Source organism: Aestuarium sp. (genome assembly GCF_023253315.1).
In the GTDB taxonomy this organism is placed as follows: Bacteria; Pseudomonadota; Alphaproteobacteria; order Rhodobacterales; family Rhodobacteraceae; genus Marivivens; species Marivivens donghaensis.
The window spans coordinates 30,715-55,751 of sequence record NZ_JALRGW010000016.1; the positions used below are offsets into that span (position 1 = coordinate 30,715).

At 55.1% G+C, this 25,037-nt stretch carries 29 protein-coding genes; 19 read left to right on the forward strand and 10 right to left on the reverse strand.

Annotation, left to right across the window (positions count from 1 at the left end; all coding sequences use genetic code 11):
* Nucleotides 1-23: 23 nt before the first annotated feature.
* From ispH to AC1QQ2_RS09500, 5 genes are all read left to right on the forward strand, one after another.
* Nucleotides 24-974, forward strand: a complete 951-nt coding sequence (ispH, locus tag AC1QQ2_RS09480) for a 4-hydroxy-3-methylbut-2-enyl diphosphate reductase (protein WP_479712943.1) — start codon at nt 24-26, stop codon at nt 972-974.
* Nucleotides 971-1,399 (forward strand): DUF3429 domain-containing protein, encoded by a 429-nt coding sequence (locus tag AC1QQ2_RS09485; RefSeq protein ID WP_479712944.1) that lies wholly within the window; start codon nt 971-973, stop codon nt 1,397-1,399. The genes ispH and AC1QQ2_RS09485 overlap by 4 nt, the downstream gene beginning before the upstream one ends.
* Nucleotides 1,399-1,851: a ribonuclease HI gene (gene rnhA / locus AC1QQ2_RS09490; RefSeq protein ID WP_479712945.1), complete on the forward strand. Its 453-nt coding sequence runs from the start codon at nt 1,399-1,401 to the stop codon at nt 1,849-1,851. Before AC1QQ2_RS09485 ends, rnhA begins: the two co-directional genes overlap by 1 nt.
* A gap of 160 nt (nt 1,852-2,011) precedes the next feature.
* Entirely contained in the window at nt 2,012-2,920 is a 909-nt protein-coding gene (locus AC1QQ2_RS09495; protein WP_067548066.1) for a sulfite exporter TauE/SafE family protein, read from the forward strand.
* Nucleotides 2,917-3,672 (forward strand): TIGR02186 family protein, encoded by a 756-nt coding sequence (locus tag AC1QQ2_RS09500; RefSeq protein WP_479712946.1) that lies wholly within the window; start codon nt 2,917-2,919, stop codon nt 3,670-3,672. The genes AC1QQ2_RS09495 and AC1QQ2_RS09500 overlap by 4 nt, the downstream gene beginning before the upstream one ends.
* Here AC1QQ2_RS09500 and AC1QQ2_RS09505 read toward each other — a convergent pair.
* From AC1QQ2_RS09505 to AC1QQ2_RS09530, 6 genes are all read right to left on the reverse strand, one after another.
* The gene (locus tag AC1QQ2_RS09505; RefSeq protein WP_479712947.1) at nt 3,669-5,201 is read right to left on the reverse strand and encodes an ATP-dependent DNA helicase; all 1,533 of its coding nucleotides are present in this window, start codon (nt 5,199-5,201) and stop codon (nt 3,669-3,671) included. The two genes, AC1QQ2_RS09500 and AC1QQ2_RS09505, sit on opposite strands and share 4 nt — an antisense overlap.
* 41 nt (nt 5,202-5,242) lie before the next feature.
* Nucleotides 5,243-5,875, reverse strand: a complete 633-nt coding sequence (locus AC1QQ2_RS09510) for an acyl-homoserine-lactone synthase (protein WP_479712948.1) — start codon at nt 5,873-5,875, stop codon at nt 5,243-5,245.
* Nucleotides 5,876-5,932: 57 nt separating this feature from the next.
* The gene (locus tag AC1QQ2_RS09515) at nt 5,933-6,703 is read right to left on the reverse strand and encodes a helix-turn-helix transcriptional regulator (RefSeq protein ID WP_479712949.1); all 771 of its coding nucleotides are present in this window, start codon (nt 6,701-6,703) and stop codon (nt 5,933-5,935) included.
* Nucleotides 6,645-6,863: a hypothetical protein gene (locus tag AC1QQ2_RS09520; protein ID WP_479712950.1), complete on the reverse strand. Its 219-nt coding sequence runs from the start codon at nt 6,861-6,863 to the stop codon at nt 6,645-6,647. The genes AC1QQ2_RS09515 and AC1QQ2_RS09520 overlap by 59 nt, the downstream gene beginning before the upstream one ends.
* A 200-nt stretch (nt 6,864-7,063) precedes the next feature.
* Nucleotides 7,064-8,332 carry a crotonyl-CoA carboxylase/reductase gene (gene ccrA, locus AC1QQ2_RS09525; protein ID WP_479712951.1) on the reverse strand — a complete coding sequence of 423 codons (1,269 nt, stop codon included), beginning with the start codon at nt 8,330-8,332 and terminating at the stop codon, nt 7,064-7,066.
* A gap of 148 nt (nt 8,333-8,480) precedes the next feature.
* Nucleotides 8,481-9,845, reverse strand: coding sequence for a 1-acyl-sn-glycerol-3-phosphate acyltransferase (locus tag AC1QQ2_RS09530; protein ID WP_479712952.1), 1,365 nt, complete (start codon nt 9,843-9,845; stop codon nt 8,481-8,483).
* A 137-nt stretch (nt 9,846-9,982) separates the two neighbouring features.
* Here AC1QQ2_RS09530 and AC1QQ2_RS09535 point away from each other — a divergent pair, with 137 nt between their 5' ends.
* The 5 genes from AC1QQ2_RS09535 (at nt 9,983) to AC1QQ2_RS09555 (ending at nt 15,272) form a co-directional block, all read left to right on the forward strand.
* Nucleotides 9,983-11,947, forward strand: coding sequence for a methylmalonyl-CoA mutase family protein (locus tag AC1QQ2_RS09535; protein WP_479712953.1), 1,965 nt, complete (start codon nt 9,983-9,985; stop codon nt 11,945-11,947).
* 97 nt (nt 11,948-12,044) lie between these two features.
* Nucleotides 12,045-12,356, forward strand: a complete 312-nt coding sequence (locus tag AC1QQ2_RS09540; RefSeq protein WP_105234074.1) for an H-NS histone family protein — start codon at nt 12,045-12,047, stop codon at nt 12,354-12,356.
* A gap of 54 nt (nt 12,357-12,410) precedes the next feature.
* Nucleotides 12,411-13,118 (forward strand): purine-nucleoside phosphorylase, encoded by a 708-nt coding sequence (gene deoD, locus AC1QQ2_RS09545; protein ID WP_479712954.1) that lies wholly within the window; start codon nt 12,411-12,413, stop codon nt 13,116-13,118.
* An 82-nt stretch (nt 13,119-13,200) separates the two neighbouring features.
* Nucleotides 13,201-14,553 carry a 3-phosphoshikimate 1-carboxyvinyltransferase gene (gene aroA, locus AC1QQ2_RS09550; protein WP_479712955.1) on the forward strand — a complete coding sequence of 451 codons (1,353 nt, stop codon included), beginning with the start codon at nt 13,201-13,203 and terminating at the stop codon, nt 14,551-14,553.
* Nucleotides 14,554-14,681: 128 nt separating this feature from the next.
* The gene (locus AC1QQ2_RS09555; protein WP_479712956.1) at nt 14,682-15,272 is read left to right on the forward strand and encodes a (d)CMP kinase; all 591 of its coding nucleotides are present in this window, start codon (nt 14,682-14,684) and stop codon (nt 15,270-15,272) included.
* Here AC1QQ2_RS09555 and AC1QQ2_RS09560 read toward each other — a convergent pair.
* Nucleotides 15,269-15,637 carry a winged helix-turn-helix transcriptional regulator gene (locus AC1QQ2_RS09560; RefSeq protein ID WP_067548032.1) on the reverse strand — a complete coding sequence of 123 codons (369 nt, stop codon included), beginning with the start codon at nt 15,635-15,637 and terminating at the stop codon, nt 15,269-15,271. The genes AC1QQ2_RS09555 and AC1QQ2_RS09560 overlap by 4 nt on opposite strands.
* Nucleotides 15,638-15,747: 110 nt before the next feature.
* Between AC1QQ2_RS09560 and AC1QQ2_RS09565 the strand changes: the two genes are divergently transcribed.
* The 9 genes from AC1QQ2_RS09565 to AC1QQ2_RS09605 all read left to right on the forward strand — a co-directional run bounded on the left by AC1QQ2_RS09565 (nt 15,748) and on the right by AC1QQ2_RS09605 (nt 22,841).
* Nucleotides 15,748-16,383 (forward strand): NAD(P)H-dependent oxidoreductase, encoded by a 636-nt coding sequence (locus tag AC1QQ2_RS09565; RefSeq protein WP_479712957.1) that lies wholly within the window; start codon nt 15,748-15,750, stop codon nt 16,381-16,383.
* Between the two features lie 217 nt (nt 16,384-16,600).
* A complete protein-coding gene (rpsA, locus tag AC1QQ2_RS09570) occupies nt 16,601-18,280 on the forward strand; it encodes a 30S ribosomal protein S1 (RefSeq protein WP_067548027.1) in 1,680 nt (559 codons plus the stop codon).
* Between the two features lie 274 nt (nt 18,281-18,554).
* A complete protein-coding gene (gene ihfB / locus AC1QQ2_RS09575; protein WP_067548024.1) occupies nt 18,555-18,836 on the forward strand; it encodes an integration host factor subunit beta in 282 nt (93 codons plus the stop codon).
* Between the two features lie 9 nt (nt 18,837-18,845).
* Nucleotides 18,846-19,193: a LapA family protein gene (locus AC1QQ2_RS09580; RefSeq protein ID WP_067548021.1), complete on the forward strand. Its 348-nt coding sequence runs from the start codon at nt 18,846-18,848 to the stop codon at nt 19,191-19,193.
* 2 nt (nt 19,194-19,195) lie between these two features.
* Nucleotides 19,196-19,837, forward strand: coding sequence for a phosphoribosylanthranilate isomerase (locus AC1QQ2_RS09585; protein ID WP_479712958.1), 642 nt, complete (start codon nt 19,196-19,198; stop codon nt 19,835-19,837).
* Nucleotides 19,838-19,903: 66 nt separating this feature from the next.
* Complete coding sequence (trpB, locus tag AC1QQ2_RS09590) at nt 19,904-21,160, forward strand: tryptophan synthase subunit beta (protein WP_067548015.1); 1,257 nt, start codon at nt 19,904-19,906, stop codon at nt 21,158-21,160.
* A gap of 190 nt (nt 21,161-21,350) precedes the next feature.
* Nucleotides 21,351-21,779: a hypothetical protein gene (locus AC1QQ2_RS09595; RefSeq protein ID WP_479712959.1), complete on the forward strand. Its 429-nt coding sequence runs from the start codon at nt 21,351-21,353 to the stop codon at nt 21,777-21,779.
* Nucleotides 21,780-21,839: 60 nt separating this feature from the next.
* A complete protein-coding gene (locus AC1QQ2_RS09600; RefSeq protein WP_479712960.1) occupies nt 21,840-22,319 on the forward strand; it encodes a hypothetical protein in 480 nt (159 codons plus the stop codon).
* 18 nt (nt 22,320-22,337) lie between these two features.
* Nucleotides 22,338-22,841, forward strand: coding sequence for a helix-turn-helix transcriptional regulator (locus AC1QQ2_RS09605; RefSeq protein WP_105234065.1), 504 nt, complete (start codon nt 22,338-22,340; stop codon nt 22,839-22,841).
* Here AC1QQ2_RS09605 and AC1QQ2_RS09610 read toward each other — a convergent pair.
* The 3 genes from AC1QQ2_RS09610 to pth are packed head-to-tail and all read right to left on the reverse strand — an operon-like array spanning nt 22,826 to nt 24,937.
* Nucleotides 22,826-23,200 carry a DUF2237 family protein gene (locus tag AC1QQ2_RS09610; protein ID WP_479712961.1) on the reverse strand — a complete coding sequence of 125 codons (375 nt, stop codon included), beginning with the start codon at nt 23,198-23,200 and terminating at the stop codon, nt 22,826-22,828. The two genes, AC1QQ2_RS09605 and AC1QQ2_RS09610, sit on opposite strands and share 16 nt — an antisense overlap.
* Before the next feature lie 10 nt (nt 23,201-23,210).
* Nucleotides 23,211-24,242: a DUF2332 domain-containing protein gene (locus AC1QQ2_RS09615; protein ID WP_479712962.1), complete on the reverse strand. Its 1,032-nt coding sequence runs from the start codon at nt 24,240-24,242 to the stop codon at nt 23,211-23,213.
* Nucleotides 24,239-24,937 (reverse strand): aminoacyl-tRNA hydrolase, encoded by a 699-nt coding sequence (pth, locus tag AC1QQ2_RS09620; RefSeq protein ID WP_105234062.1) that lies wholly within the window; start codon nt 24,935-24,937, stop codon nt 24,239-24,241. Before pth ends, AC1QQ2_RS09615 begins: the two co-directional genes overlap by 4 nt.
* Between the last annotated feature and the right edge of the window lie 100 nt (nt 24,938-25,037).

Sequence of the window (25,037 nt, forward strand, 5' to 3'; positions counted from 1 at the left end):
ACCGTGCGACTACCTCTCTGACTATGACCAAATCGCCTTTGACACTGTATCTCGCTGCACCCCGCGGATTTTGCGCTGGTGTAGATCGCGCTATTAAGATCGTGGAAATGGCGATCGAAAAATGGGGGGCGCCTGTCTATGTGCGCCATGAGATTGTCCATAATAAATTCGTGGTCGACAGCCTACGCGATCAAGGCGCTGTCTTTGTCGAAGAATTAGACGATTGCCCGACAGATAGACCCGTCATTTTTTCGGCCCACGGCGTCCCCAAATCCGTGCCCGCCGACGCGGAACGTCGAAACATGGTCTATGTCGATGCCACCTGCCCTCTGGTGTCCAAGGTTCACATTGAGGCCGCCCGCCATGCGGATGAAGGCCTGCAGATGATTATGATCGGCCACGCTGGGCACCCTGAAACCATCGGCACCATGGGACAATTGCCCGAGGGTGAAGTCCTCTTGGTCGAAACCGTGGATGATGTCTCAACGGTTGAGGTGCGCGATCCAGCCAAACTGGCCTACGTGACGCAAACCACGCTGTCCGTTGACGACACCAAAGACATCGTCGCTGCGCTGCATACCCGCTTTCCAGCGATTGTCGGCCCCCACAAAGAAGACATTTGCTACGCAACAACGAACCGCCAAGAAGCGGTCAAAGCCATCGCCCCGAAATGCGATGCTCTCCTTGTTGTTGGCGCACCAAATTCATCGAACTCAAAACGATTGGTCGAAGTCGCAGCAAAGAACGGGTGTTCTTATGCCCAACTCGTCCAACGCGCGTCTGACATTGATTGGCGTGCGCTCGACGGCATTCGCACCATTGGCATCACCGCTGGCGCCTCTGCGCCCGAAGTATTGATCAACGAAGTCGTCGATGCCTTTAGCGACCATTACGACGTGACGGTCGAACAGGTTGTCACGGCCGAGGAAAACATCGAGTTCAAGGTTCCACGTATCCTAAGGGTCCCAGCATGAACCGCATTCCATTCGCGCCCCTCGCTCTTGGCCTCGCGGGCCTGATCCCTTTTGTCTTTGGCGCGCTAACGTCGCTCGGTTGGCTGCCATCGGTTTGGGGCATGGGCGGCCCGATGTTCACTCTGGCCTACGGGTCGGTCATCCTCTCGTTCATGTCTGGTGTGCTGTGGGGCTTTGCGACAAAGACCACAGGCGCACGCGCCGCTGCGGGCTTTGCCCTCTCGGTGCTCCCCGCACTTTGGGCATTCTTCGTGCGTGGTGACACGCTGTTTTCTGCGGCAACCTATCAAATAACGGGCTTTATCGGGCTTCTACTGCTTGATTTTCAGTTCTCGAAATGGGACCTGACCCCGACGTGGTGGATGCGCCTTCGCGTACTCCTCTCCACCATCGTCATTGTCTGCCTTGCGAGCCTTCTACTCTAATGCCTGATCTCTTTGCCTACACAGACGGAGCTTGCTCTGGAAATCCCGGTCCTGGCGGATGGGGCGCTCTCCTTCAGGCGAAATCGGATGGGGCCATTATCAAAGAGCGCGAACTCTTTGGCGGTGAAGCCGACACAACCAACAATCGGATGGAGCTCTTGGCCGCCATCAACGCGCTCGAAGCGCTTGAGCGTCCGTCATCCCTAACTGTCGTGACCGATAGTGCCTATGTCAAAGGTGGGATCACTGAATGGATGTGGGGTTGGAAGAAAAAGGGATGGAGAACATCCACCAATAAACCCGTTAAAAACGAAGACCTCTGGAAGCGTTTAGACGAAGCTGCCCGCCGTCACAAAGTCACGTGGGAATGGGTCAAAGGCCACGCAGGCCACCCAGAAAATGAACGCGCCGATGAACTCGCTCGTCGCGGCATGGCACCATTTAAATCCTGAACTCTGCCTTTGTGCCTCGAATATCCCGGGGGTGAATGGCCGTAGGCCAGAGGGGGCAGCGCCCCATCTTACCGTTTTTTCACCCCGATATGCCGCCCAACTGTTTGACTCTACCTGCTGATCAGGGTGATGTGAGGCATAGCGCAACGCTGGACGAGCCATGCAGATCTACCTGCCAATTGCCGAAATTTCGGTGAACATTTATCTCCTTTTGGGGATCGGGGGCCTTGTCGGGGTCCTCTCGGGTATGTTCGGTGTTGGGGGTGGCTTTCTGATTACCCCGCTCTTGTTCTTTGTCGGCATTCCGCCGGCTGTTGCTGTAGCGACCTCGGCCAACCAAATCGTTGCCTCCTCGGTGTCCGCACTTATGGCGCATATCAAACGCAAAGGCGTCGATTGGTGGATGGGCACGGTCCTCTTGATCGGCGGCCTCATCGGATCCGCAATTGGCGTCCAAGTCTTCAACCTGTTGAAAGAACTTGGTCAGGTCGATCTACTCGTGAACCTTTGCTACGTCGTCTTTCTTGGTGTCGTGGGCGGCTTGATGATGGTCGAAAGCCTACGCGCGCTCCGCCGCAGCAAGAACGCACAACCCGCAAAACGCAAACGCCACAACTGGGTTCACAACCTACCATTCAAGGTCAAATTCCGCGTCTCTGGCCTGTATATCTCGGTCATTCCACCGCTTTTGGTGGGCATGTCGGTTGGTGTTCTTGCCGCGATTATGGGCGTTGGCGGGGGCTTCATTATGGTGCCTGCCATGATCTATGTGTTGGGGATGCCAACCAAAGTGGTGATCGGCACCTCTCTCTTTCAGATCATTTTCGTCGCTGCTTTCACGACAATGATGCACGCGATTACCAACCAGACCGTCGATATTGTCCTCGCGCTTCTCTTGTTGATCGGTGGCGTGATTGGTGCCCAATTCGGCACCCGTATCGGGATGAAACTGAAAGCCGAACAGCTTCGTATTCTATTGGCAGGTCTGGTGTTGCTCGTCTGCCTGAAGCTCGCATTCGACCTGCTCATTGAACCCTCCGAACTGTTCTCGATCGGTGACGCGCTATGATCCGGCTGGTCACTTTCCTTCTCATGCTTTTGCCATCGCTTGCCTTGGCTCAAGAAAAGCTAGTGTTGGGACTGAGCCAAGACGAGGTTTCGATCACCGCGACGTTTACAGGGTCCGAACTGTTGATCTTTGGTGCGATCAGCCGCGAAACGCCACCACCACAGAATTCTGATTTAGGTGTCATTATCGCCGTTGCTGGCCCGAACGTCCCTGTCACGATCCGACGCAAGGAACGGGTCGCGGGCATTTGGATCAATACCGATTCCGCAAACATCGACATTGCGCCGTCCTTCTATGCTGTCGCGACCTCTGGCCCGTTGAACGAAGTTCTGCGCCCGCTCGAAGACCTTCAGCACGCGATTACGTGGGACCGCGTGGTGCGCTCCGCAGGGCAAGACGCCTTTTCCACGACGGAGTTTTCCGAAGCCTTTGCACGCATCAAAGAAAGTAGCGACTTGTTCCAGATGCTCGAAGGTGCTGTCGCGCTTGAGGATGATACGCTGTTCCATACAGCCATTACGTTGCCATCGAACTTGACCGAAGGCCCCTATCGCACTCGAATTTTCCTGACGCGTGGCGGGCAAGTGATCGATACGCTGGACACCAATATTCCAGTGTTCAAGGTGGGAATGGAACGCTGGCTGTATAACCTGAGCCGCGAACAATCCGCGCTTTATGGTCTACTCGCACTGCTGATCGCGATTATCGCGGGTTGGACCGCATCTGCTGCATTCAACGCGATGCGCCGTTAATCATCGTCGCTCTGCACGGTGAGTTTCAGCTCGGCGGCATGCATATGCAGGTCATCCACGCCCAACGGCCTAGACGGACGCGCGAGGCGATTTCGGACGACCCAGCGCAGTTCACGTTCCGCCCGTGTGATAGCCACATAGGCCAATCGTTTCCAAAGCGGCTGCCCCGACTCTGACCTCCCCATTTTGGCGGCAACTTCGATGTCTGGCGCAAAGACTTGAACCGTGTCCCACTGGCTGCCTTGCGCCTTGTGGATCGTGACCGCAGCGCCGTGCAAAAATGCAGCGCCCATGCGAGCGGCGTATGGGATAAACGGTTCTTCTTCGCCTTCTTTTTCGATCTTAACGATGCTAGCGGCTGATAGCTGAGGTTCTTCCGCGCCCATCACCCAGAGCTTTGAAAACCCAGGTTTTGAGCCTGGCCCACGGTAGATCACCTGCGCACCTTTGATCAGCCCTCGTGCCTCAAGGTCGAGCCGTTTTTTGCGGTGCTTCATCGGCAATTCGATGCCGTCACAGATCAGCGGCTCTCCCGGGATCAATGCATCTTCGGGCGCGCCATACGCTCCGCGAAACGCGTGGATCAATCGGATGCGCGTGGCATTCCGCCAAACAAGGACTGGTGACCGCGCCATCAGATCGGACTCAACTCGCTGAGCCAAAACGACCCTCGGGTCTTTTTCCGCTGCTTCCGCGACAAGCCGTTCGAATTTGTAAAAATCGACCGACGGGTCGGCGAGCGCATGGGCCAAATCGAGGATCGGGTTACCCGCCTCTTGGCGGTGGATACGGTTCAGGATCAGTCGATCCTTTTCGGGCAGTTTTTCAAAGACCATTCCGCCCGTCCCTTGGACAGGTGGCAACTGCGCAGGATCGCCAAATAGCACGAGCGTCGGGAAAATCTCCTTGAGATCATCGAGCGCCTTTTGATCCAGCATCGAGCTTTCATCAATGAACCCGATATCAAGCGGGTCCTCACGACGTTTCCAACCTGTGATAAAGTCAGAGCCACGTAGCCCAGCGGCGGCAAGTGCCGCAGGGACCGAGGTGTTTATCTGATACGACGCCCAAGCGCGATCTAGCGCCACATCCGTGAGCCCCTCAATCTCGGGCCGTGTGCCTTCACCCGCGAGCCATTCGGCAATCCGCTCATATTCCGGATCATAGACGGGCGTGTAGAGGATGCGGTGAATCGTCGTTGCGGGCACACCGCGATTTCGCAAAACCGCTGCAGCTTTGTTGGTCGGAGCGAGGACCGCGAGGGTTCGACGGTCTTTTTTCCGTTTACCTTCCCAGTCACCAGACACTATTGAAACGCCCGCCTCTTTCAGCGCCTTGGTCAACTCTGCCAAAAGCAAGGTTTTGCCTGACCCTGCCTTCCCGATAACGGCCATGACGGCGCTGTTGTCCCCCATCGGTGGGGTCAGCAACGCGTCCGTCAGATTCACGCCGTTTGCAGCGAGCAAATCAGCGATACTATCCCAAGCCTGCGCCTGATCTTCGGAAAATTGGAGTGCCGGAGTTGTCATGGCGGGACCCTATCCTTAACCCAAGAAAGGGACCAGAGGGGTTAGGCCACCAACTGCAATCGCGGTTCAAACCCAAAGCTTTTGAGGAACCATTTTTCGGATAGTTCGGGTGGGATACCTGCGCGACGCGCCACGCTTTCGCGCGCCTTATCATCGTAGTCCCAAAGACCCACAGCAATCATATCGCGCCCTTTGCCCGTTTGCCCTAGTATTTCGGGCGACGAACCAATCATCCGATAAATGCGCACCATCCGCGCATCAAAGACCCCTACGAAATATCGAACGTCAAAGGCCCGCATCAGTTCACCCCCAGCCAACATCAGGGCTGCCGCCACGCGACTTTCGGCGGATGGGTTCAAACAAAACCGCGTGCATTCCCAGATAAAGGGACTTTGCAATTCGACCCCGTCCATCAAATCAACAAAATGGTCATTCACCATCGTCTGGCCAGTCGTCGGCAAGAACCGCATTGAACCACCATGGCTCCCATCCTCGGTTTCCCAGATAACGTAGAGCGGGTTGAGGTCGTCATACGCGTCCCTTTCCCATCCATGGTCATCGACGGCAACGTCCCAGCCGAGCCGTTCATGAAATTGAGCAGCTCGATCGCGGAACATGCTGTCCGTCAATTTCGGGTAATTGCAGAGTTGATCGCCGTATAGGTACCGCAGCATGACACATCCCTTTTGTGATCCAAGGAACAGTCTGCCGTAAAATGGTTAATCTTCGGCCTATGCACCGTTCGGTGCCTTGCCAGGCCAATCACCTGAGGTTCCACGAGCGGCGCCACCAATCACAATCAACCCTTCGGTTATTGCCTTCGCAACGGCGTGAGTTGTGTTGGTCGCACCCAATTTGAACCGCGCACTTTCGATGTAAACCCGCAATGTATGTTCTGAAATCGACAACATCTCTGCCACTTGGCCACGACCATACCCCATCGCCAAATAGGTCAGGGCATCCGTTTCACGGCGCGACAGGGACTTTACGATTTCGGGCCTACGCCCCTTCGCAATCTTCAGGGCACTTTTGTTGAAATAATGCGCAAGAAGGATCAGGTCGCGCTGATGGCTCTCGGTAAAGACCTCCCACTCTTCGTCCGAGCAGGTGTGTGAAACCGTGAAAAGCGCATATTGCCCGTTCGGTCCACGGATGGGGATAGACATGCCTTGATTGCCCACACCTGCCGCAATCGCTTCTTTCTGAAAGGCCCGCGCTTGTTTAGAGGACCAGTCGAGCCGTTTCCAATTCACTGGGTGAAACCGCTGATAACAACCGATGACGACGGGATCGACGCGTAGGTAGTCATTGTCTACGTAGGTCTGAACCCAATCGGTCGGATAGGTTCCGCATCCAAACTGCTCACCATCGCTGCTGATCCAATGGTAAACCGCGTGGTCAATGCGGAATTGATCACGCAGTGTCAGGATGATCGATTGTAGATCATCCAGTGTGTCCGCCTGATCCAGTTGCCCAATCAGACTTTGTATGTTTTGCCCCATGCCCCATCAGCACTGTCTGTGCCGTCCCGATTTTCGACGCCAATTCGCGTCGCGCCACATCTGACGTGCGATCCAGTTCAGTGACGAGGGCCGGCATCCCATTGAGGTCTGCAAAGGCCCGTAGATCGTCAAGAACGTCGAGTATCCACGTTTTTCCCATGACCAGACTCCTCTGCGATGGTTAATGGAACATTAACAACCAAGCCTAGCACACAACTTCTGAACGAATTATTCGCACATTCGCCCTCCCCACAAATAGGGAGGCACCTAATTCGCAACTATTTGTTCTGAATGTGACTAAAATAAAGAGGCGACCCAATCGGATCGCCTCTCGGTTGATTGTGCTGGGCCGAATCAGAGTTAGGCTTTGGACTCTGCGATAACCTCGGCAAAGGTGGTCATGCCTGTTTTCTGAGCCTGAACCAAAACCGCCATGTTGCCCGGCAGGTGCTGGTTTTTCATCATCTTCATGTGCGCTGTCGGGATTTCGTCCCATGGGAAGACTTCGGACATGCAAGGATCAATGCGGCCTTCGCAGACCAAACGGTTGGCTGCTGCGGCCTGCTTCAGGTGAGCAAAGTGCGAACCCTGCAAACGCTTCTGGTGCATCCATGTGTAGCGCACGTCGAAGGTGCAGTTGAAACCAGAGGTACCTGCGCAGATCACAACCATACCGCCTTTTTTGCAGACGAGGTTGGACACAGGGAAGGTGGACTCACCCGGGTGTTCGAACACGATGTCGACGTTGTTGCCTTTGCCCGTGAATTCCCAAATGGCTTTGCCAAAACGGCGGGCCTCTTTGAACCATGCGTCATATTCAGGGGTGTTTACCTTCGGGAGTTGGCCCCAGCAGTTAAAGTCTTTGCGGTTGATGACGCCTTTCGCGCCCATCGACATCACAAAGTCGCGCTTGGATTCATCAGAAATTACACCGATCGCATGAGCGCCCGCTGCCTTAGCCAGCTGAACAGCAAACGAACCCAGACCACCAGATGCACCCCAAACCAGAACGTGCTGGCCCGGTTTGATGTCGTGCGGTGCATGACCGAACAACATGCGATAGGCGGTTGCCAAGGTCAGGGTGTAGCAAGCCGACTGTTCCCAAGTCAGGTGCGAAGGGCGCGGAAGAAGCTGTTGCGCCTGAACGCGAGTGAACTGAGCGAACGAACCGTCTGGCGTCTCGTAGCCCCAGATACGCTGAGTGGGAGAGAACATCGGATCGCCACCGTTGCATTCCTCATCGTCGCCATCGTCTTGGTTACAGTGGATGACGACCTCGTCACCGACTTTCCAGTTCTTCACCTTATCGCCAACAGCCCAAACGATACCCGAGGCATCCGAACCAGCGATGTGATATTCAGCGCCGTGACCGTCAAAAGGCGAAATCGGAACGCCAAGACCAGCCCAAACGCCGTTATAGTTCACGCCAGCAGCCATAACGAGCACGAGAACTTCATGCGCATCAAGCTTGGGGGTTTCTACAACTTCAACCTGAAATGACTTGTCTGGCTCGCCGTGGCGTTCACGACGAATGGCCCATGCGTACATTTTTTCAGGAACGTGGCCGAGAGGGGGGATTTCACCAACTTCGTACAGATCTTTTTTAGTCGCGGTATAGTCGAGTGCCATCGATCTAACTCCTCCAAAGGATAATTTTTTGCCGCGCCGCAGAATCGGCGAGATTACCCAAGAATTATGATCGAGAGAGTAACTTTGCAACCCCACCAAAGTGTAAATTGTAATTTTATTACCTTGCGGATGCAGAAAATCCCGAAATTTACGCTGCGTCTGCACAAAAATGATGCGCAATCGAGGCTGCATAGTAGTCGAGCAGGGACCGTTCATCAGGGACGATCTCGTAGGTATCGCCCATTTTTCGGATCATTTTCCGAGCCAGCATGAGCGCCAAACCTTCGGTGGCGAGCTCGGCTGCCGACCGCCGTGGCAGCGTTACCCCCCGTGACCGAAGAGAGGCCAAATCAGATGCGATGGCTTCGGTAATTGAATCTTTGGAAAAGTGCCCCTGCAACATCGCACGAGCGACGAGAGGGACCGGGACGAGAGGGACCACCTTTGCAATATTTTCCATCAACACGTCAGCTAATTCATCAATCGAGCGATCTGGCGACGTCGCAAGAAACTCTGACAATACAATCGGCGACCCGAAGCCTACGGATGCGGTCCCAAACGGCGTGAACTTTAGCCTTACGGCCCGCCACAGTGTCGCAGGCAAGGCCAAGAGCGCTGACCATAGCGACGGCCGGAACTTGCGTTCCCCCGTTATCGCCGCGCGGATCAGTAACCGATCCTCGGGCACGCGATCATAGTTCAGCGCAACGGGCACAAAGATCACATCGCGTCCATCTGGTTTAGACGCATCCACGATGTAGCTGAGCAGCCCCATTTTGGGCTTCGCTATCGCTCCGGTAAGGCTAAGCCCGCCTTCGGGAAAGAACGCTTGAGTCACGCCGTTCTCAGTCGCCATCCGAACATATCGAGATAAAACAGCGCGATAGAGCTGACCACGAGAGCCCCGCCGAATGAAATAGGCCCCCATTGCGCGAACCAACCATGACAACGGCCAAACGCGCGCCCACTCCCCGACAGCATAGGCGATCGTGCTCGAACTACTGATCAGGTGGGTCACCAGCATATAGTCCATATTGCTGCGGTGGTTGATCACAAAGACGAGTGTGGCGTCCCGATCAATGGCGCCAAACTCATTCTGGACCATCGCACCCAATCGGATCTTGTACATCGACCGAGAGACCAATTTCGCGAGCCTCGCGCCGAAGCCGAAATAGACCGAAGCCGAGAAGGATGGGACGATCTCGCGGGCGTAACGTTTCGCGCGTTCAAAAGCCACGTTGTCAGGAATGCCTTCAGCCGTCGCCGCTTTGTGGATCGCTTTTGCGACATCGGGATCATAGATCAGTCGCTGAATCGTATCGAAGCGCCGGGCCAATTTGAACGGCTCAATCGGCCGCGCAAGGCGCTCATTTAGTCGCGCCACAGCACGCTCCATCCGTTTACGGAAAAACCAGCGGACGGATGGGAAAAGGAAATGCGAAGCAAAAGTGACCGCTGCAAACAGCAGGATCAGAACCAAAAGCCAAAGCGGGAGAGTAACGGGGGCATTCATGCGCCGACAGTGACCTGAACTGAGGTATAGGACAATAGGCTCACGCCGCAACGCAGCGAATTGACAGGGATGCAATCTTTCCGTTATCCATTCTCCGACGAAATAAAATTACCCGACCGGATTCTCTGGAGGCCCATATGTCGCAACCGCAGAAAGATCGCCCGTGGCTGTTCCGCACCTATGCGGGGCACTCGACCGCTGAGGCGTCGAACGCACTGTATCGTTCAAACCTCGCAAAGGGTCAGACCGGCCTTTCCGTGGCTTTCGACCTTCCCACCCAGACGGGTTACGATTCAGATCATCGCCTCGCTCGCGGTGAAGTGGGCAAAGTTGGCGTTCCTGTCTGCCACCTCGGTGACATGCGCGCATTGTTCGACAATATCCCGCTCGAACAGATGAATACGTCGATGACAATCAACGCGACGGCTCCTTGGCTTCTGTCCCTTTATATCGCCGTAGCAGAGGAGCAGGGCGCCGATATATCTGCGCTTCAAGGCACGGTTCAGAACGACATTATCAAAGAGTATCTTTCGCGCGGCACCTACATTTGTCCGCCGAAGCCATCCCTGCGGATGATCACGGACGTTGCGGCCTATACCCGCGAAAACTTGCCCAAATGGAACCCGATGAACGTCTGCTCCTACCACCTTCAAGAGGCTGGCGCGACACCCGAAGAAGAACTGGCCTTTGCATTGGCGACCGCGACTGCTGTTCTCGATGATCTCAAGGGCAAAGTTCCTGCAGAGCACTTCCCGAACATGGTTGGCCGCATCTCGTTCTTCGTGAATGCTGGCATCCGCTTCGTGACCGAAATGTGCAAAATGCGGGCGTTCGTCGAACTTTGGGACGAAATCTGCAAAGAGCGCTATGGCGTCGAAGACCCCAAAATGCGCCGCTTCCGCTATGGTGTTCAGGTGAACTCTCTCGGCCTGACGGAGCAGCAGCCTGAAAATAACGTCTACCGTATTCTGATCGAAATGCTGGCTGTGACTTTGTCTAAAAACGCTCGTGCTCGTGCGGTTCAGTTGCCAGCATGGAACGAAGCATTGGGCCTTCCGCGCCCGTGGGACCAGCAGTGGTCGCTCCGCATGCAGCAGATCATGGCCTATGAGACCGACCTTCTGGAATACGATGACCTGTTCGACAACAACCCTGCCGTGGACCGCAAAGTTGCCGCCCTTAAGGCAGGCGCTCGCGAAGAGCTCGCAACCATCGACAGCATGGGCGGCGCGGTTCAAGCCATCGAATACATGAAGTCACGCTTGGTCGAATCGAATGCGAAACGCATCAACAACATCGAAGCGGGCGAAACGACCGTCGTTGGCGTAAACAAATGGCAGAACGGGGAACCATCGCCTCTCACCTCGGGCGAAGACGCAATCATGACCGTCGATCCTGCCGTAGAAGCTGAACAAATCTCTCGCTTGAACGCTTGGAAAGCAGGCCGTGATGCAGCTGCCGTTGCCAATGCGCTGGCTGCCCTTACAGCGGCTGCAAATGACGGCACCAACATCATGATCCCGTCGATTGCGGCAGCAAAAGCGGGTGTCACGACAGGCGAATGGGCAGAAGCGATCCGTCAAGCGTTCGGCCAGTATCGCGCACCGACTGGTGTTTCAAAGAACCCATCTAACCGCACCGAAGGTTTGGATGACATTCGCGACCGCGTTGCGACAGTGACGGGTAAGTTGGGTCGTCCGCTGAAATTCATTGTCGGCAAGCCTGGCCTAGATGGTCACTCGAACGGTGCTGAACAAATCGCAGCGCGTGCCCGCGATTGCGGCATGGACATTACTTACGAAGGCATCCGCCTCACGCCTGACGAAATCGTCGAAGCCGCGAAACGCGATGATGCGCACGTCGTTGGCCTGTCAATTCTGTCCGGCTCTCATTTGCCGCTGATCGCCGAGGTCATGGAAAAAATGAAAGCAGCCGGATTGCACCACATTCCAGTTATTGCGGGCGGCATCATTCCAGATGAAGACGCGAAAAAGCTAATGGAAATGGGGGTTTCGCGCGTTTATACGCCCAAAGACTTCGAATTGAACCGAATTATGGGCGATATCGTAACGCTTGTCGATCCAGCAGAAAAAGCCGCTTAATTAAAGGCAAAATCATTAATAAATACCCCGATTGCCAATTGTCGCATTCGGGGTATTATGCGTTTCGTATTTTAATCTTGCATTAAAGGCTCACGGAATGACCCTCAATCTCGATACCCTATCCCGTAAAGAACTCGAAACGCTTCGTGCTGATGTTGAGAAAGCACTGAGCCGCGTTGGCGCGCGCGAATTGAAAGCAGCTCGTGACGCAGCAGCCAAAGCTGCAGCTGAATTCGGGTTTTCGCTGGACGAACTGACAAGCGGAGCAAAAGCGCCAAAGGCCAAAGCGGCTGCGAAATATCGCAACCCTGCGGATGGCTCCCAAACTTGGTCCGGCCGTGGTCGCAAACCCCAGTGGATCAAAGACGCCGAAGATGCAGGCAAAGACATCGCATCTTTCGCGATCTAATTTCAAAACAGCGGCGCGGTAATCCCGCGCCGTTTTGCTTTTAGGGTTCCCAGAATGACTGTTCATATCGGCGCTAAGAAGGGCGATATTGCCCCCACAGTTTTAATGCCTGGCGATCCCTATCGTGCTAAATGGGCTGCGGAGACATTCCTCGAGAACCCTCGCTGCATTAACGAAGTGCGCGGCATGCTCGGATACACAGGGACGTGGAACGGCAACCCCGTTACCATCCATGGTTCGGGCATGGGGATGCCGTCGCTGTCGATTTACGCGAATGAATTAATTCGCGATTACGATGCACAGACGCTCATTCGGATCGGATCAGCAGGTGGCATGCAAGACCATGTCAAAGTGCGCGACATTGTATTGGCGATGACCGCTAGCACCATTGGCACGCCGTCCTCATCGATTTTCCGTGAATTGAATTACGCGCCATGCGCTGATTTCGGCCTGTTATCTGCCGCTGGAAAAGCAGCAGCAGAATTAGACATTACCCATCACGTTGGCGGAATTTTTTCATCCGATACGTTTTATGATGAACGGTCCGATCTGACGGAACAATTAATGCGCCACGGAACGTTGGCAGTCGAAATGGAAGCGGCAGAGCTTTATATTTTGGCTGCGCGTTACAAACGTCGTGCGCTGGCGGTTCTGACAATCTCGGACCATCTGGTCACACATGAGGCACTCCCCAGTGACCAACGTGAACGTAGCTTTGGCGATATGGTACAGATTGCTCTTCGCGCTGCTTTCACATCCTGATCGGCGCGATAATCGCCCTGTTCATGATGGACGCTAACACGCACCTGCGCTAAGACGCTGTCGAAGCTGAAAGAGGTGTTACATGTCAGGCCACGGCAATCCTATTCCAATGATTTCCCGCAACTGCGGACCGCTCAAGGGCGTGGCGAATGTGCCTGGCGATAAATCGATCTCGCATCGGTCACTCATTCTTGGCGCATTGTCGGTTGGTAAAACCGAAATTACGGGCCTGCTGCTGGGCGAAGACGTGCTGGATACGGCTAAAGCGATGCGTGCCTTTGGCGCGACCGTCGTTGATCACGGCGAAGGCAAATGGAGCGTCGAGGGCGTAGGCGTAGGCGGGTTCAAAGAACCTGAAAACGTCATCGACTGCGGCAACTCTGGCACTGGCGTGCGCCTGATCATGGGCTGCATGGCCACCTCTCCGATCACCGCAACATTTACTGGCGACGCATCCCTGAACTCCCGACCGATGGGGCGCGTCACAGATCCGCTGGCGCTCTTTGGTGCAAAATCTTACGGACGCAAAGGTGGCCGCCTACCGCTCACCATCGTTGGTGCAGAAAACCCAGTGCCCGTGACATACGCGACGCCAGTCCCGTCCGCGCAGGTGAAATCGGCTGTTTTGCTGGCTGGTCTGAATGCCCCGGGCAAGACTGTCGTTATCGAAAAAGAAGCCACCCGCGATCACACCGAACGGATGCTGGTTGGTTTCGGTGCGGAACTGACGGTCGAAACGACCGAAGAAGGACGCGTTATCACGTTGACTGGACAGCCTGAACTGAAGGCTCAAAAGATTGTCGTCCCTCGCGACCCATCGTCGGCTGCATTCCCTGTTTGCGCTGCGATCATCACCGAGGGCTCTGACGTGCTCGTCCCGAATATCGGCTTGAACGACACCCGCGCTGGTTTGTTCACAACGCTGCGCGAAATGGGCGCTGATCTGGAATACGAGAACCTGCGCGAAGAAGGCGGCGAACCCGTTGCCGACCTGCGTGCAAAATACTCACCGAACCTCAAAGGGATCGAAGTTCCGCCTGCTCGCGCTGCCTCGATGATCGACGAATACCCTGTTCTGTCCGTTGTCGCGTCCTTCGCTGAAGGCGACACCGTGATGAAGGGCGTAAAAGAACTGCGCGTCAAAGAATCTGACCGCATTGATGCGATGGCCAAAGGTCTGCGCGCTGCTGGCGTCGAAGTTGACGAAGGTGACGATTGGTGGATCGTCAGAGGTCGCGGCTTTGGCAACGTTGAGGGCGGCGTAACGGTTGAATCTCGCCTCGATCACCGCATCGCGATGTCGTTCATGGTGATGGGTATGGCCACGAACAAACCGATGTCGGTGGACGATGGCTCGCCGATTGCGACCTCCTTCCCGATCTTTGAACCCCTCATGGCGGACTTGGGCGCAGCGATCGAACGGTCTAATCCCTAATGAGCGAAAGCCACAACGGAACTGGCGGACCACCATTGTGACAGGCATTTTGATCGCATTTGGTGCCGTCCGCTTGTTCGAGATGTGGGTGCAAGGCGGCGCACGGCTCCCTTAAGTAAGAGGCGAACATGACTTTCACAGTAGCCATCGATGGCCCAGCCGCTGCAGGCAAAGGGACGATTTCCAAAGCCGTCGCTGCGAAATTCGGCTTTGCACATCTCGATACCGGATTGCTCTACAGAGCCGTGGGCGCGAAAGCTGCGGATGGCGTTGATCCGATTACTGCGGCCCAAACGCTGAATAACGATGACCTGAGCCGCGATGATCTGCGGTCGTTGGCGGCTGGGCAAGCGGCATCCAAGGTCGCAGTTATCCCAGAAGTCCGCGCTGCTTTGGTAGATTTTCAACGTCGCTTTGCCACGCAAGACGGCGGTGCGGTCCTCGATGGTCGCGATATTGGGACGGTCATTTGCCCTAAGGCTGATGTAAAACTCTTTGTTACTGCGAGCGCCGAAGTTCGCGCCCATCGTCGGTGGCTGGAGGTCGGTGGCGACGAGGCACAGGTATTGGCCGAGGTACGGGAACGCGATGACCGCGATATGAATCGCGCCGATGCGCCGCTGAAACCTGCCGACGATGCCCTTCTGATCGACACAAGTGATCTGTCTATTGAAGACGCTATTACCGCCGCCGTGAATGCGATCAACGCCGCACGTTAAGCCGCGTTTTTCCGATCATACTCTGCGCGAGCACGGTCAATCTCGGCCAAGTGCTCAACAGCCCATTCGCCCATCACACCGATAGTTTCTGCAAAAGACTGGCCCAAATCGGTCAATTCATATTCGACCGTCGGCGGCACCGTGGCATAGGCCGTACGGTTCACGAGCCCGTCACGCTCTAGCTCTCGCAAAGTCAGGGAAAGCATGCGCTGCGTGATACCCAGATGTCGCTTTAACTCATTGAAACGCATGACCTGACGCCCTTTGAGAGCAATCATCACAAGGATGCTCCATCTGTCACCGATCCGGGACAAAACACTATTGATTTTCTCGCATTGAAGCGGGCAGTGGCCGACGTCCTTCATGGTTCCCTCTTTGATACTGAGTATCCAAAATGTGCCTTCTTGAAGGCCATATTGGTCACAAATATATACCCAGTATCGAATTAATACCACCCTCCTCGAAAGGTAATCGGATGTTCTACGAAAAACTCGACTGGCGCTACGCAACCAAAGCTATGGATGCGTCCAAGGTTGTTCCAGCTGAAAAAATCGAACGCATTGTTGATGCGGCCCGCCGCGCGCCGACATCGTCTGGCCTGCAGCCGTTCCAACTGATCCTCGTGACCAACGATGATGTGCGCGCAAAGCTGTCTGCAGCCGCATTCGGTCAAAAGCAAATCACTGACGGAACCGCAGTTCTCGTATTTGCCGCGTGGGAAAACTACACCGACGAAAACATCAGCAGTGTTGTTGACCTTCACGCAGAAATTCGCGGCGAAGAAACCCGTGAGGCGCTAAATGGCTACTATGACAACCTCAAAGGCATGTATCTGGCTCGCGATGCTCAGACCAACTTTGAACATGCGGCACGTCAGGCCTACATCGCACTCGGTTTTGCCTTGATGGCAGCCGCCGAAGAAGGCGTCGACACGACCCCGATGGAAGGTTTTGACCCTGCGCAATTCGACGAAATTCTCGGCCTCAAAGAAAAGGGCCTGAAGTCCGTCGTCACCCTCGCAATCGGCTACCGCGATGAGCCGAACGACTGGCTCGCCCCGCAGAAAAAAGTTCGCCGTTCGCGCGACAGCATCGTCACCGATGTAAAGTAAGCTGCACCTGCCGGGGCAAGGTTGGATTCCGTCCTTGCCCTGTTGGGGTTTCTGCGGTAAACGCGCCCCTGTCTAAAGCAGGGGTTACACCTGTGGACGCAGGATCAGGCAGGGTCGGACATTCCGGCCCTCTTTGTTTTGCGTTTACCGACGCCAATCAAAAGACCGGCGGATCCAACCGCTAGGCCAGAAAAACCGTGAAAAGGATTAACGCCAGATGGCTAACGTATCGATGGAGGAATTCGAAGCCCTCCTACAAGAAAGCTTCGAAATTGACACCCCGGCTGAAGGTTCGGTTGTCAAAGGTAAGGTTATCGCGATTGAAGCCGGTCAGGCTATCATCGACGTCGGCTACAAAATGGAAGGCCGCGTAGACCTCAAAGAATTCGCAAACCCGGGTGAAGCTCCCTCGATCGCTGTTGGCGACGAAGTGGAAGTGTTCCTGCGCGCGGCTGAAAACGCCCGTGGCGAAGCTGTCATTTCCCGCGAAATGGCTCGCCGCGAAGAAGCATGGGATCGTCTGGAAAAAGCATACGCTGCAGAAGAGCGCGTCGAAGGCGCAATCTTTGGCCGCGTCAAAGGTGGCTTTACTGTCGATCTGGGCGGCGCCGTTGCGTTCCTTCCGGGTTCGCAGGTCGACGTACGTCCCGTACGCGACGCTGGCCCGCTGATGGGTCTGAAGCAGCCGTTCCAAATCCTGAAAATGGACCGCCGTCGTGGCAACATCGTTGTATCGCGTCGTGCGATCCTCGAAGAGTCGCGCGCTGAACAGCGTGCTGAAGTCATCGGCAACCTCACCGAAGGTCAGGCTGTTGAAGGCGTGGTCAAGAACATCACCGAATACGGTGCGTTCGTTGATCTGGGCGGCGTTGACGGCCTGCTGCACGTCACCGACATGGCATGGCGCCGTGTTAACCACCCGTCGGAAATCCTGTCGATCGGCGAGACCATCAACGTTCAGGTCATCAAGATCAACAAAGACACCCACCGTATCTCTCTGGGCATGAAACAGCTTCAGGACGATCCGTGGGATGCAGTTGAAACTCGCTACCCGCTGGAATCGGTACACACTGGCCGCGTAACCAACATCACCGACTACGGTGCATTTGTTGAGCTCGAAGCTGGCGTTGAAGGTCTGGTTCACGTTTCCGAAATGTCCTGGACCAAGAAAAACGTCCACCCGGGCAAAATCGTTTCGACCTCGCAAGAAGTCGAAGTCATGGTTCTCGAAATCGACTCGTCCAAGCGTCGCGTTTCGCTCGGCCTCAAGCAGACCCAGCGCAACCCATGGGAAGTCTTTGCTGAGACCCACCCAGAAGGCACACAGGTTGAAGGTGAAGTTAAGAACATCACCGAATTCGGTCTGTTCATCGGCCTGCCTGGCGACATCGACGGCATGGTTCACCTCTCCGACCTGTCGTGGGACGACCGTGGCGAAGACGCGATCCAAAACTACCACAAGAACGACGTTGTTAAGGCTGTCGTTACCGAAGTCGACGTTGAGAAAGAGCGCATCTCGCTCTCGATCAAAGCAATGGAAGGCGACCCGTTCGCTGAAGCCATTGGCGGCGTAAAGCGTGGTTCGGTGATCACCGTTAACGTAACCGCAATCGAAGATGGCGGCATCGAGGTTGAGTACGAAGGCATGAAGTCGTTCATCCGTCGTTCGGACCTGTCGCGTGACCGTGCCGAACAGCGTCCTGAGCGTTTCGGCGTAGGCGATAAAGTCGACGTTCGCGTGACCAACGTAGACAGCAAGACCCGCAAACTGGGTCTGTCGATCAAAGCACGTGAAATCGCAGAAGAGAAAGAAGCAGTAGAACAGTACGGTTCGTCCGCTTCTGGCGCTTCGCTCGGCGATATCCTCGGTGCAGCTCTGAAAGGTTCGGACGAATAAGTCCCCTTTCGAGTGCAAGAATGAACCCCGCTGTCGTAAGGCAGCGGGGTTTTTCTTTGGCGAATCGCTGCGTCAGTGCTGCGATGCAGCGTTTGAGCCCAAACTGGAAGTCGCTGCCGAAATTCCTCAATCACCAGCCAAAGGCCCGAAATTGATGCAATTTTCGCGATTTACACCCTATGACGGCTATTCCCCGATGGGTTCTGTTTTCCTATAGTCGTGCAGTGAGCAGGGTGAACCTGCCGTCTGTTTCATACCCGGGGGGTCCACGCCTATGATCAGGTCAGAACTGATCCAAAAGATCGCCGACGAAAATCCTCACCTCTACCAGCGTGATGTAGAGAAGATCGTGAATACGGTCTTTGACACCATCACTGAAGCGATGGCCGATGGTCATCGGGTTGAGCTGCGCGGTTTCGGCGCATTCTCTGTCAAGAAACGCGATGCGAGAACGGGCCGTAACCCGCGCACCGGCGAATCTGTCGACGTCGAAGAAAAGCACGTGCCGTTCTTTAAGACAGGCAAGCTGCTGCGCGATCGACTGAACGACGAATAAGAGAACCGAATGAAAACGCTTCGCTACGCCTTTTGGGGCATTGTTGCCCTTTGTCTTGTGCTTGTTGGTTTGGCAAATCGTGACATCGTGACGATCCACGCCATGCCGAACTTGCTCGCTGACTTCATCGGCGTAGCGCCGACCGTTCAGGTGCCTTTGTTCATCGCGATTTTCCTAGGTGTTGGTGTTGGTTTGCTCATCGGGTTTCTCTGGGAATGGCTGCGCGAACACAAAACCCGTTCCGAAGCCCGTGCACGTGGCAAAGAAGCAAAGCAGCTTCGTCGTGAATTGGACCGTCTCCGCGATGCAGATGGCGACGGCAAAGATGACGTTCTCCAACTGCTCGAACGTTCGTAATCATGCCTGATGTCAGAGTGAAAATCTGCGGGCTTCGCGATGCGGCCAGCATTCAGGTCGCCTGTGATGCTGGGGCGGCTTACCTTGGGTTCGTCTTCTTTTCCAAGAGTCCACGCAATGTCACCATCGACGAGGCCGCAGTCTTGGCGCTTGAGGTCCCGCTTGGCGTCGCAAAGGTAGCGCTCGTTGTCGATGCGAGTGATGAATTCTTGGATGAATTAACGGCCAAAGTTCCGCTCGATATGCTGCAGCTTCACGGCAAAGAAAGCCCAGAGCGCGTGACGGAAGTTCGAGAGCGCTATGGTCTGCCTGTTATGAAGGCTATCGGCATTTCGTCCCCAGACGATCTGTTCCAGATCGACCTTTATGCCCAAGTCGCCGACCAGATCCTCGTTGAGCCGAAACAGCCGATAGACTCTGACCGTCCAGGTGGGAACGGCGCAGCGTGGGATTGGAAAATGGTGCGGCGCAAATATTGGACCCGTCCGTGGATGCTGGCCGGCGGCTTAAATGCTGACAACGTTGCGCAGGCAATCGATATGACTGGCGCGCGTCAGGTAGATGTATCGTCAGGCGTGGAATCGGCTGCAGGCGTAAAAGATGCCGAAAAAATCCGCGCATTTATCGCAGCAGCACAAGCGTAACGGTTCCTCCCTTTACCCCTTAGCGCATTGGCGCTAACTGTTCTGCTGAACTTCGGGGAGGCCACGATGGCAGACGATCTATTCAACAGCTTTATGAACGGTCCGGACGAACAAGGCCGCTTTGGCAATTTCGGCGGTCGGTTCGTTGCTGAAACACTTATGCCTCTGATCCTTGATCTGCAGGCTGAGTACGAAAAAGCAAAAACCGATGCGACCTTCTGGGCCGAAATGGACGATCTGTGGAAACACTACGTAGGCCGCCCTTCCCCGTTGTATTTTGCAAGCCGTATGACCGAAGAGCTAGGTGGCGCGAAAATCTACCTCAAGCGTGACGAGCTGAACCACACTGGCGCGCACAAGATCAACAACGTTCTTGGTCAGATCATCCTTGCTCGCCGCATGGGTAAATCGCGGATCATCGCTGAAACGGGCGCAGGTCAGCACGGCGTAGCAACGGCAACTGTCTGTGCGAAGTTTGGCCTGAAGTGTGTGGTCTACATGGGGGCGCATGACGTTGAACGTCAGCAGCCGAACGTGTTCCGCATGAAGCTGCTTGGCGCCGAGGTTATTCCAGTGACCTCTGGCCGTGGCACACTGAAAGATGCAATGAACGACGCGCTTCGGGATTGGGTCACCAACGTCGAAGATACCTTCTACTGCATCGGCACCGTTGCTGGCCCGCACCCCTACCCTGCCATGGTTCGCGATTTCCAATCGATCATCGGTAAAGAAGTCCGCTGGCAGCTGCCCGAACAAGAGGGCGAAGGCCGCCTGCCCGATACCGTGATTGCCGCGATTGGTGGTGGTTCGAACGCGATGGGCTTGTTCTATCCGTTCCTCGATGATCCATCGGTCAATATCATCGGCGTCGAAGCTGGTGGAAAAGGCGTGAACGAAAAGATGGAGCACTGCGCGTCGCTGACAGGCGGCCGTCCGGGCGTCCTGCATGGCAACCGCACCTATCTGCTCCAAGACGAAGATGGTCAGATCCTCGAAGGTTTCTCGATCTCCGCTGGCTTGGACTATCCGGGCATCGGGCCAGAACACGCGTGGCTGCATGACATCGGTCGCGCAAAATATGTGTCGATCACCGACAAAGAAGCGCTCGAAGCATTCCAGTTCTCGTGCCGCACCGAAGGCATCATTCCTGCTCTGGAACCGTCTCACGCGTTGGCTCACGTGATGAAAATCGCGCCGACTCTGCCCAAGGACCATATCATCGTGATGAACATGTGTGGTCGCGGCGACAAAGACATCTTTACCGTTGCGCGCCACCTAGGAGTCGATATGACCAGTGGCAACGAAGGTCGCAACAGCGACTAAGTGTCTGCAATACTATGATAAATCAAAGCCCCGCCATTGCGCGGGGTTTTGTTTTTCGGCGCATAAACTCTGGTTTATAGCCATACAACCTATGGATCATTAGGCTATAATAAACTCTGCGCGGATAGATCGACGGTCATATTTCAGGCGACGCTGTCTCCACGGATTACCGTTAATCAGGGAGAGTATTATGAAAAAGATAACCTTTGCCGCTGCGATTTTGATCGCCGCATCCACACTAACCGTCAAAGCCGATCCACTGATCGACAACATCATCTCCGCTTACCAAAATGGTGGCTTCACAGGTATTGAAATCTATAACTCCGCCAGCACGGTCAAAGTCGAAGCCTATCGTGATGGCATGAAATATGAGGTTATATATGACCGAGCGACAGGCGCCGAAATTTCGAGCGAAGTCAGAACTCGAACAGAACGCGATGGCGAACGTGGTGCCTCGGGTCGGGTTCGTGGAAGCGATGACGGCCCTTCGCACGATCTAAACGACGATCACGGTCGGAATGGTGGTCACCACGGCCGCGGCCATGACAACGATGATCACGATGATGACCGCGACGACAGCGGTGATGATAGTGACGACGATAGCAATGACGACTCGTAACGCTTCATGCTAACATATTTGGGTTCTGGCATTTTGTCAGAACCCCCTTCTGGTGAACAAATGAAATTCGGGACCAAATCTCTTTCGATTATGATCACAATCGCCCTTTTGGCGTTTGGGGCGCCTGTGCATGCGCAGTCGATCCAAGACAGCATCGTCATGCAGCTGCAGGAGCAGGGCTATACCGACATCGTCGTAAATCGCACCCTTTTGGGCCGCGTTCGAGTGGTAGCGCGCAATCAGACCCACGAAAGAGAACTTGTGTTTAACCCAACCACGGGCGAACTGCTGAGGGACTATTGGCGTGCGATTGGCGAAAGCAAGCGATCCAATATGACCATCATCCCCCGCATTGCGGAGCTCGAAGAAATTGAATCCGACGACGATCACGACAGACACGGAAATGACGATGATCGCAGCGATGATGAGGACGATGAAAGCTCTGACGATGATCATGATCGTGGCCGTAATCGAGGTGGTGACGATAACGACAGCAAAGACGACGAAGATAATGGCGATGGCAAGGACGACGATGATTAACGGGATAGGTTCCAATTAATGGACAAGCGGGCAGTCACAGCTGTCCTCGTGGTGCAAATCATTTGCGCCACCTTTTTCCTATGGAACATCCTGTCGTCGGTGTTTGGCGTTGCTGCATTCTCGTGGCAAGTCTCGGAATATATCGAACTCGGCGCCGCATTCGGCCTTTTGATCGGTGTCGGCTTTGGTGCGGTCATCTTGCGACGGTCCTCCGCACGTGCTCGACTGGCAGAAAATCGTCTACGCGCGGCATCGGGTGCCTTTATGGAACTCATGCACGAACGGTTCGATGCATGGGGCCTCACCGCCGCGGAACAAGACGTCGCGTTGTTTGCCATCAAAGGGCTGAATACCGCTGAAATCGCCGCGCTTCGCAATACGTCAGAAGGCACGGTTAAAGCGCAGACGAATGCAATTTACAGGAAGGCTGGCGTTACAGGGCGGCCCCAGCTTCTCAGCCTGTTTATTGACGATTTGTTGGATGAAACAGCCTTTGCTGTTCCCGCTCAAGCGGCAGAGTGAGCCTCTAGGACAGCCAAAGGCACAATCTCAAGCGCCCGCATGTGAGTGGCATTGAGATTAACCAAAGGCGCGCACCCTTCGTCGGCGGCTTGCAGAAAGCGTCCAGCGCAAAGGCACCATTGATCGCCAGCTTTCAGGCCTACGAAATTGAACTCGGGCCTCGGTGTCGACAGGTCATTCCCCACGTATTTCGAAAACGCGAGGAATTCATCGGTCATGACTGCGCAAACGGTGTGGCTCCCTTGGTCCTGCTCGCATGTATTGCAGAACCCGTCGCGGAAAAATCCGGTCATCGGATCGGTGGAGCACGAAATAAGCGGTGCGCCGTATACGTTAAGAGATTGGTCCATTTGAGTCATCGGGGCCTCATCACACAGGTGGGGTCCATTTAACCCAGCGACCATGGAAATCAACACGACCCATTTTGAACCGCAGTTCTCCCGGCCAAATGCGCAACGTCAGGGCTGCGCTCCCGCTTTGACCGTCAGCTTCCATCTGGAACCATGCAAGCGGACTTTCTGCAGTCGCTGCACGACCAACAGTTTCGATAATCGACCGACCACGCTCTTGGGCATCGGCTGGCAAATACTGCCAAGCCACCGTCGAATAGACCATCGACAGGGCGCCACACGTCGTTTGAAGACTGGCATTCAACCACTCGACGGCGTCACCCTGTTCAACGCTGACTTCACACAGCCTGATTGCTGCCTCTGTGAGTGCCACGCGCTCGAACTGATCAGGCCAAATGTACGACTTGAGGCGCAACCGATCTAGCGGGTTCTGGACATCAATCGGGCTCAGGTCCACGCCACGACGATCTAATATCCGCAGCTCTGACCTCGGCGGATAGGGCCCTGTCCACTCAGGAGCCAACCGAACGGGACTATCGTCGTCGCCATACACAATCTCTCCCAAATACAATGCGAACCTATCCCACATGAGGTTCAAACCAGCGCTCGCACCGACTTCGAAAACATTCATCGGGAGCTTGAACCGCTTTGTCAGCCAGTGAGAAACCGCAATGAGAACGGCAGAGCGGCGGACTTCATTTGTTTGCGGGGGACTATCGATAAACGTCGATATGAAAGGGGCTTCTTCAGTCAAAGCACGTTCTACAGCCACCCAAAGCGCATCAGGATCGGTCGCGTAGTTTTCGTAGGCGTCTTCCAACCCACACCGCCCCAACATTCGAAGTGCGTTCAACGCCCCCGCGAGCCGCAACGGGACTGAGTCTGCCGATGGCCCCATATCACCCGGCCAATTAAACAAACACGCAGTGAGCGGGGAGCTAGGTGTGAGCCTCTCGGCCAACAAGCTCAGTAGATTCGCAGTCAACGGTGACCCAAGAGCCTCGCAGGCCTGCGCCTGAGTTAAAAGAGCCTCGGGTAAGCGACCTGTCATCTGAACCTATCCACCAACTTTTCCATCGGACTGCGGGTATCTTCCTCAACCGTCGGTTCGTTTTTGACGAGCTTTTCGGGCTTGTTCTTCGACTTCGGGGCCTGAGCCGTCCCTGTGCCAGAGCGAGGCGGAGCAACACGCAATGCAACGGCATTTAGGAATTTAGGGCCATCACCCTCTGCCAGAGCACCTGCCCCGTCACTGATTCCACGCATCATATCATCGAGCCAATCCTGCTCTGCTTTCGCAAAGTCAGACAAGACATAGCCAGCGACGCGATCTTTGTGCCCAGGGTGACCGATGCCAAGCCGAACGCGGTCGTAAGCTTCACCGATATGTTGGTGGATCGAACGAAGCCCGTTGTGGCCCGCATGGCCGCCGCCCGTTTTCAAACGACACTTGCTCGGCGCGAGATCGAGTTCATCGTGGAACACGACTACATCTTGGGGCGTGAGCTTGTGAAACCGCATCGCCTCGCCAACAGACTGGCCAGATAGATTCATAAAGGTGTCCGGTTTCAACAGGATAACCTTTTCGGACCCCAGTCTACCTTCGCTCGTTTGGCCTTGGAATTTGGCGCGCCACGGCGAAAACCCGTGATCGCTCGCGATACGTTCCACGGCCATAAAGCCGATGTTGTGACGATTCTGGGCGTATTTCACACCCGGATTTCCGAGGCCGACAAATAGTTTCATATGTTATCCATACCGACAGGTCATAGCAGAGCCAACATATTTGCTATATACTTAGCGTGTCTGCCCGTGTAGACGGCCACCTTCGACCTTTTTTGAAAGC

Bases quoted from the DNA above. Each gene is read 5' to 3' on its own strand.
- ispH (WP_479712943.1), top strand. From the start codon at position 24: ATGACCAAATCGCCTTTGACACTGTATCTCGCTGCACCCCGCGGATTT.
- AC1QQ2_RS09485 (WP_479712944.1), top strand. From the start codon at position 971: ATGAACCGCATTCCATTCGCGCCCCTCGCTCTTGGCCTCGCGGGCCTG.
- rnhA (WP_479712945.1), top strand. From the start codon at position 1,399: ATGCCTGATCTCTTTGCCTACACAGACGGAGCTTGCTCTGGAAATCCC.
- AC1QQ2_RS09495 (WP_067548066.1), top strand. From the start codon at position 2,012: ATGCAGATCTACCTGCCAATTGCCGAAATTTCGGTGAACATTTATCTC.
- AC1QQ2_RS09500 (WP_479712946.1), top strand. From the start codon at position 2,917: ATGATCCGGCTGGTCACTTTCCTTCTCATGCTTTTGCCATCGCTTGCC.
- AC1QQ2_RS09505 (WP_479712947.1), bottom strand. From the start codon at position 5,201: ATGACAACTCCGGCACTCCAATTTTCCGAAGATCAGGCGCAGGCTTGG.
- AC1QQ2_RS09510 (WP_479712948.1), bottom strand. From the start codon at position 5,875: ATGCTGCGGTACCTATACGGCGATCAACTCTGCAATTACCCGAAATTG.
- AC1QQ2_RS09515 (WP_479712949.1), bottom strand. From the start codon at position 6,703: ATGGGGCAAAACATACAAAGTCTGATTGGGCAACTGGATCAGGCGGAC.
- AC1QQ2_RS09520 (WP_479712950.1), bottom strand. From the start codon at position 6,863: ATGGGAAAAACGTGGATACTCGACGTTCTTGACGATCTACGGGCCTTT.
- ccrA (WP_479712951.1), bottom strand. From the start codon at position 8,332: ATGGCACTCGACTATACCGCGACTAAAAAAGATCTGTACGAAGTTGGT.
- AC1QQ2_RS09530 (WP_479712952.1), bottom strand. From the start codon at position 9,845: ATGAATGCCCCCGTTACTCTCCCGCTTTGGCTTTTGGTTCTGATCCTG.
- AC1QQ2_RS09535 (WP_479712953.1), top strand. From the start codon at position 9,983: ATGTCGCAACCGCAGAAAGATCGCCCGTGGCTGTTCCGCACCTATGCG.
- AC1QQ2_RS09540 (WP_105234074.1), top strand. From the start codon at position 12,045: ATGACCCTCAATCTCGATACCCTATCCCGTAAAGAACTCGAAACGCTT.
- deoD (WP_479712954.1), top strand. From the start codon at position 12,411: ATGACTGTTCATATCGGCGCTAAGAAGGGCGATATTGCCCCCACAGTT.
- aroA (WP_479712955.1), top strand. From the start codon at position 13,201: ATGTCAGGCCACGGCAATCCTATTCCAATGATTTCCCGCAACTGCGGA.
- AC1QQ2_RS09555 (WP_479712956.1), top strand. From the start codon at position 14,682: ATGACTTTCACAGTAGCCATCGATGGCCCAGCCGCTGCAGGCAAAGGG.
- AC1QQ2_RS09560 (WP_067548032.1), bottom strand. From the start codon at position 15,637: ATGAAGGACGTCGGCCACTGCCCGCTTCAATGCGAGAAAATCAATAGT.
- AC1QQ2_RS09565 (WP_479712957.1), top strand. From the start codon at position 15,748: ATGTTCTACGAAAAACTCGACTGGCGCTACGCAACCAAAGCTATGGAT.
- rpsA (WP_067548027.1), top strand. From the start codon at position 16,601: ATGGCTAACGTATCGATGGAGGAATTCGAAGCCCTCCTACAAGAAAGC.
- ihfB (WP_067548024.1), top strand. From the start codon at position 18,555: ATGATCAGGTCAGAACTGATCCAAAAGATCGCCGACGAAAATCCTCAC.
- AC1QQ2_RS09580 (WP_067548021.1), top strand. From the start codon at position 18,846: ATGAAAACGCTTCGCTACGCCTTTTGGGGCATTGTTGCCCTTTGTCTT.
- AC1QQ2_RS09585 (WP_479712958.1), top strand. From the start codon at position 19,196: ATGCCTGATGTCAGAGTGAAAATCTGCGGGCTTCGCGATGCGGCCAGC.
- trpB (WP_067548015.1), top strand. From the start codon at position 19,904: ATGGCAGACGATCTATTCAACAGCTTTATGAACGGTCCGGACGAACAA.
- AC1QQ2_RS09595 (WP_479712959.1), top strand. From the start codon at position 21,351: ATGAAAAAGATAACCTTTGCCGCTGCGATTTTGATCGCCGCATCCACA.
- AC1QQ2_RS09600 (WP_479712960.1), top strand. From the start codon at position 21,840: ATGAAATTCGGGACCAAATCTCTTTCGATTATGATCACAATCGCCCTT.
- AC1QQ2_RS09605 (WP_105234065.1), top strand. From the start codon at position 22,338: ATGGACAAGCGGGCAGTCACAGCTGTCCTCGTGGTGCAAATCATTTGC.
- AC1QQ2_RS09610 (WP_479712961.1), bottom strand. From the start codon at position 23,200: ATGACTCAAATGGACCAATCTCTTAACGTATACGGCGCACCGCTTATT.
- AC1QQ2_RS09615 (WP_479712962.1), bottom strand. From the start codon at position 24,242: ATGACAGGTCGCTTACCCGAGGCTCTTTTAACTCAGGCGCAGGCCTGC.
- pth (WP_105234062.1), bottom strand. From the start codon at position 24,937: ATGAAACTATTTGTCGGCCTCGGAAATCCGGGTGTGAAATACGCCCAG.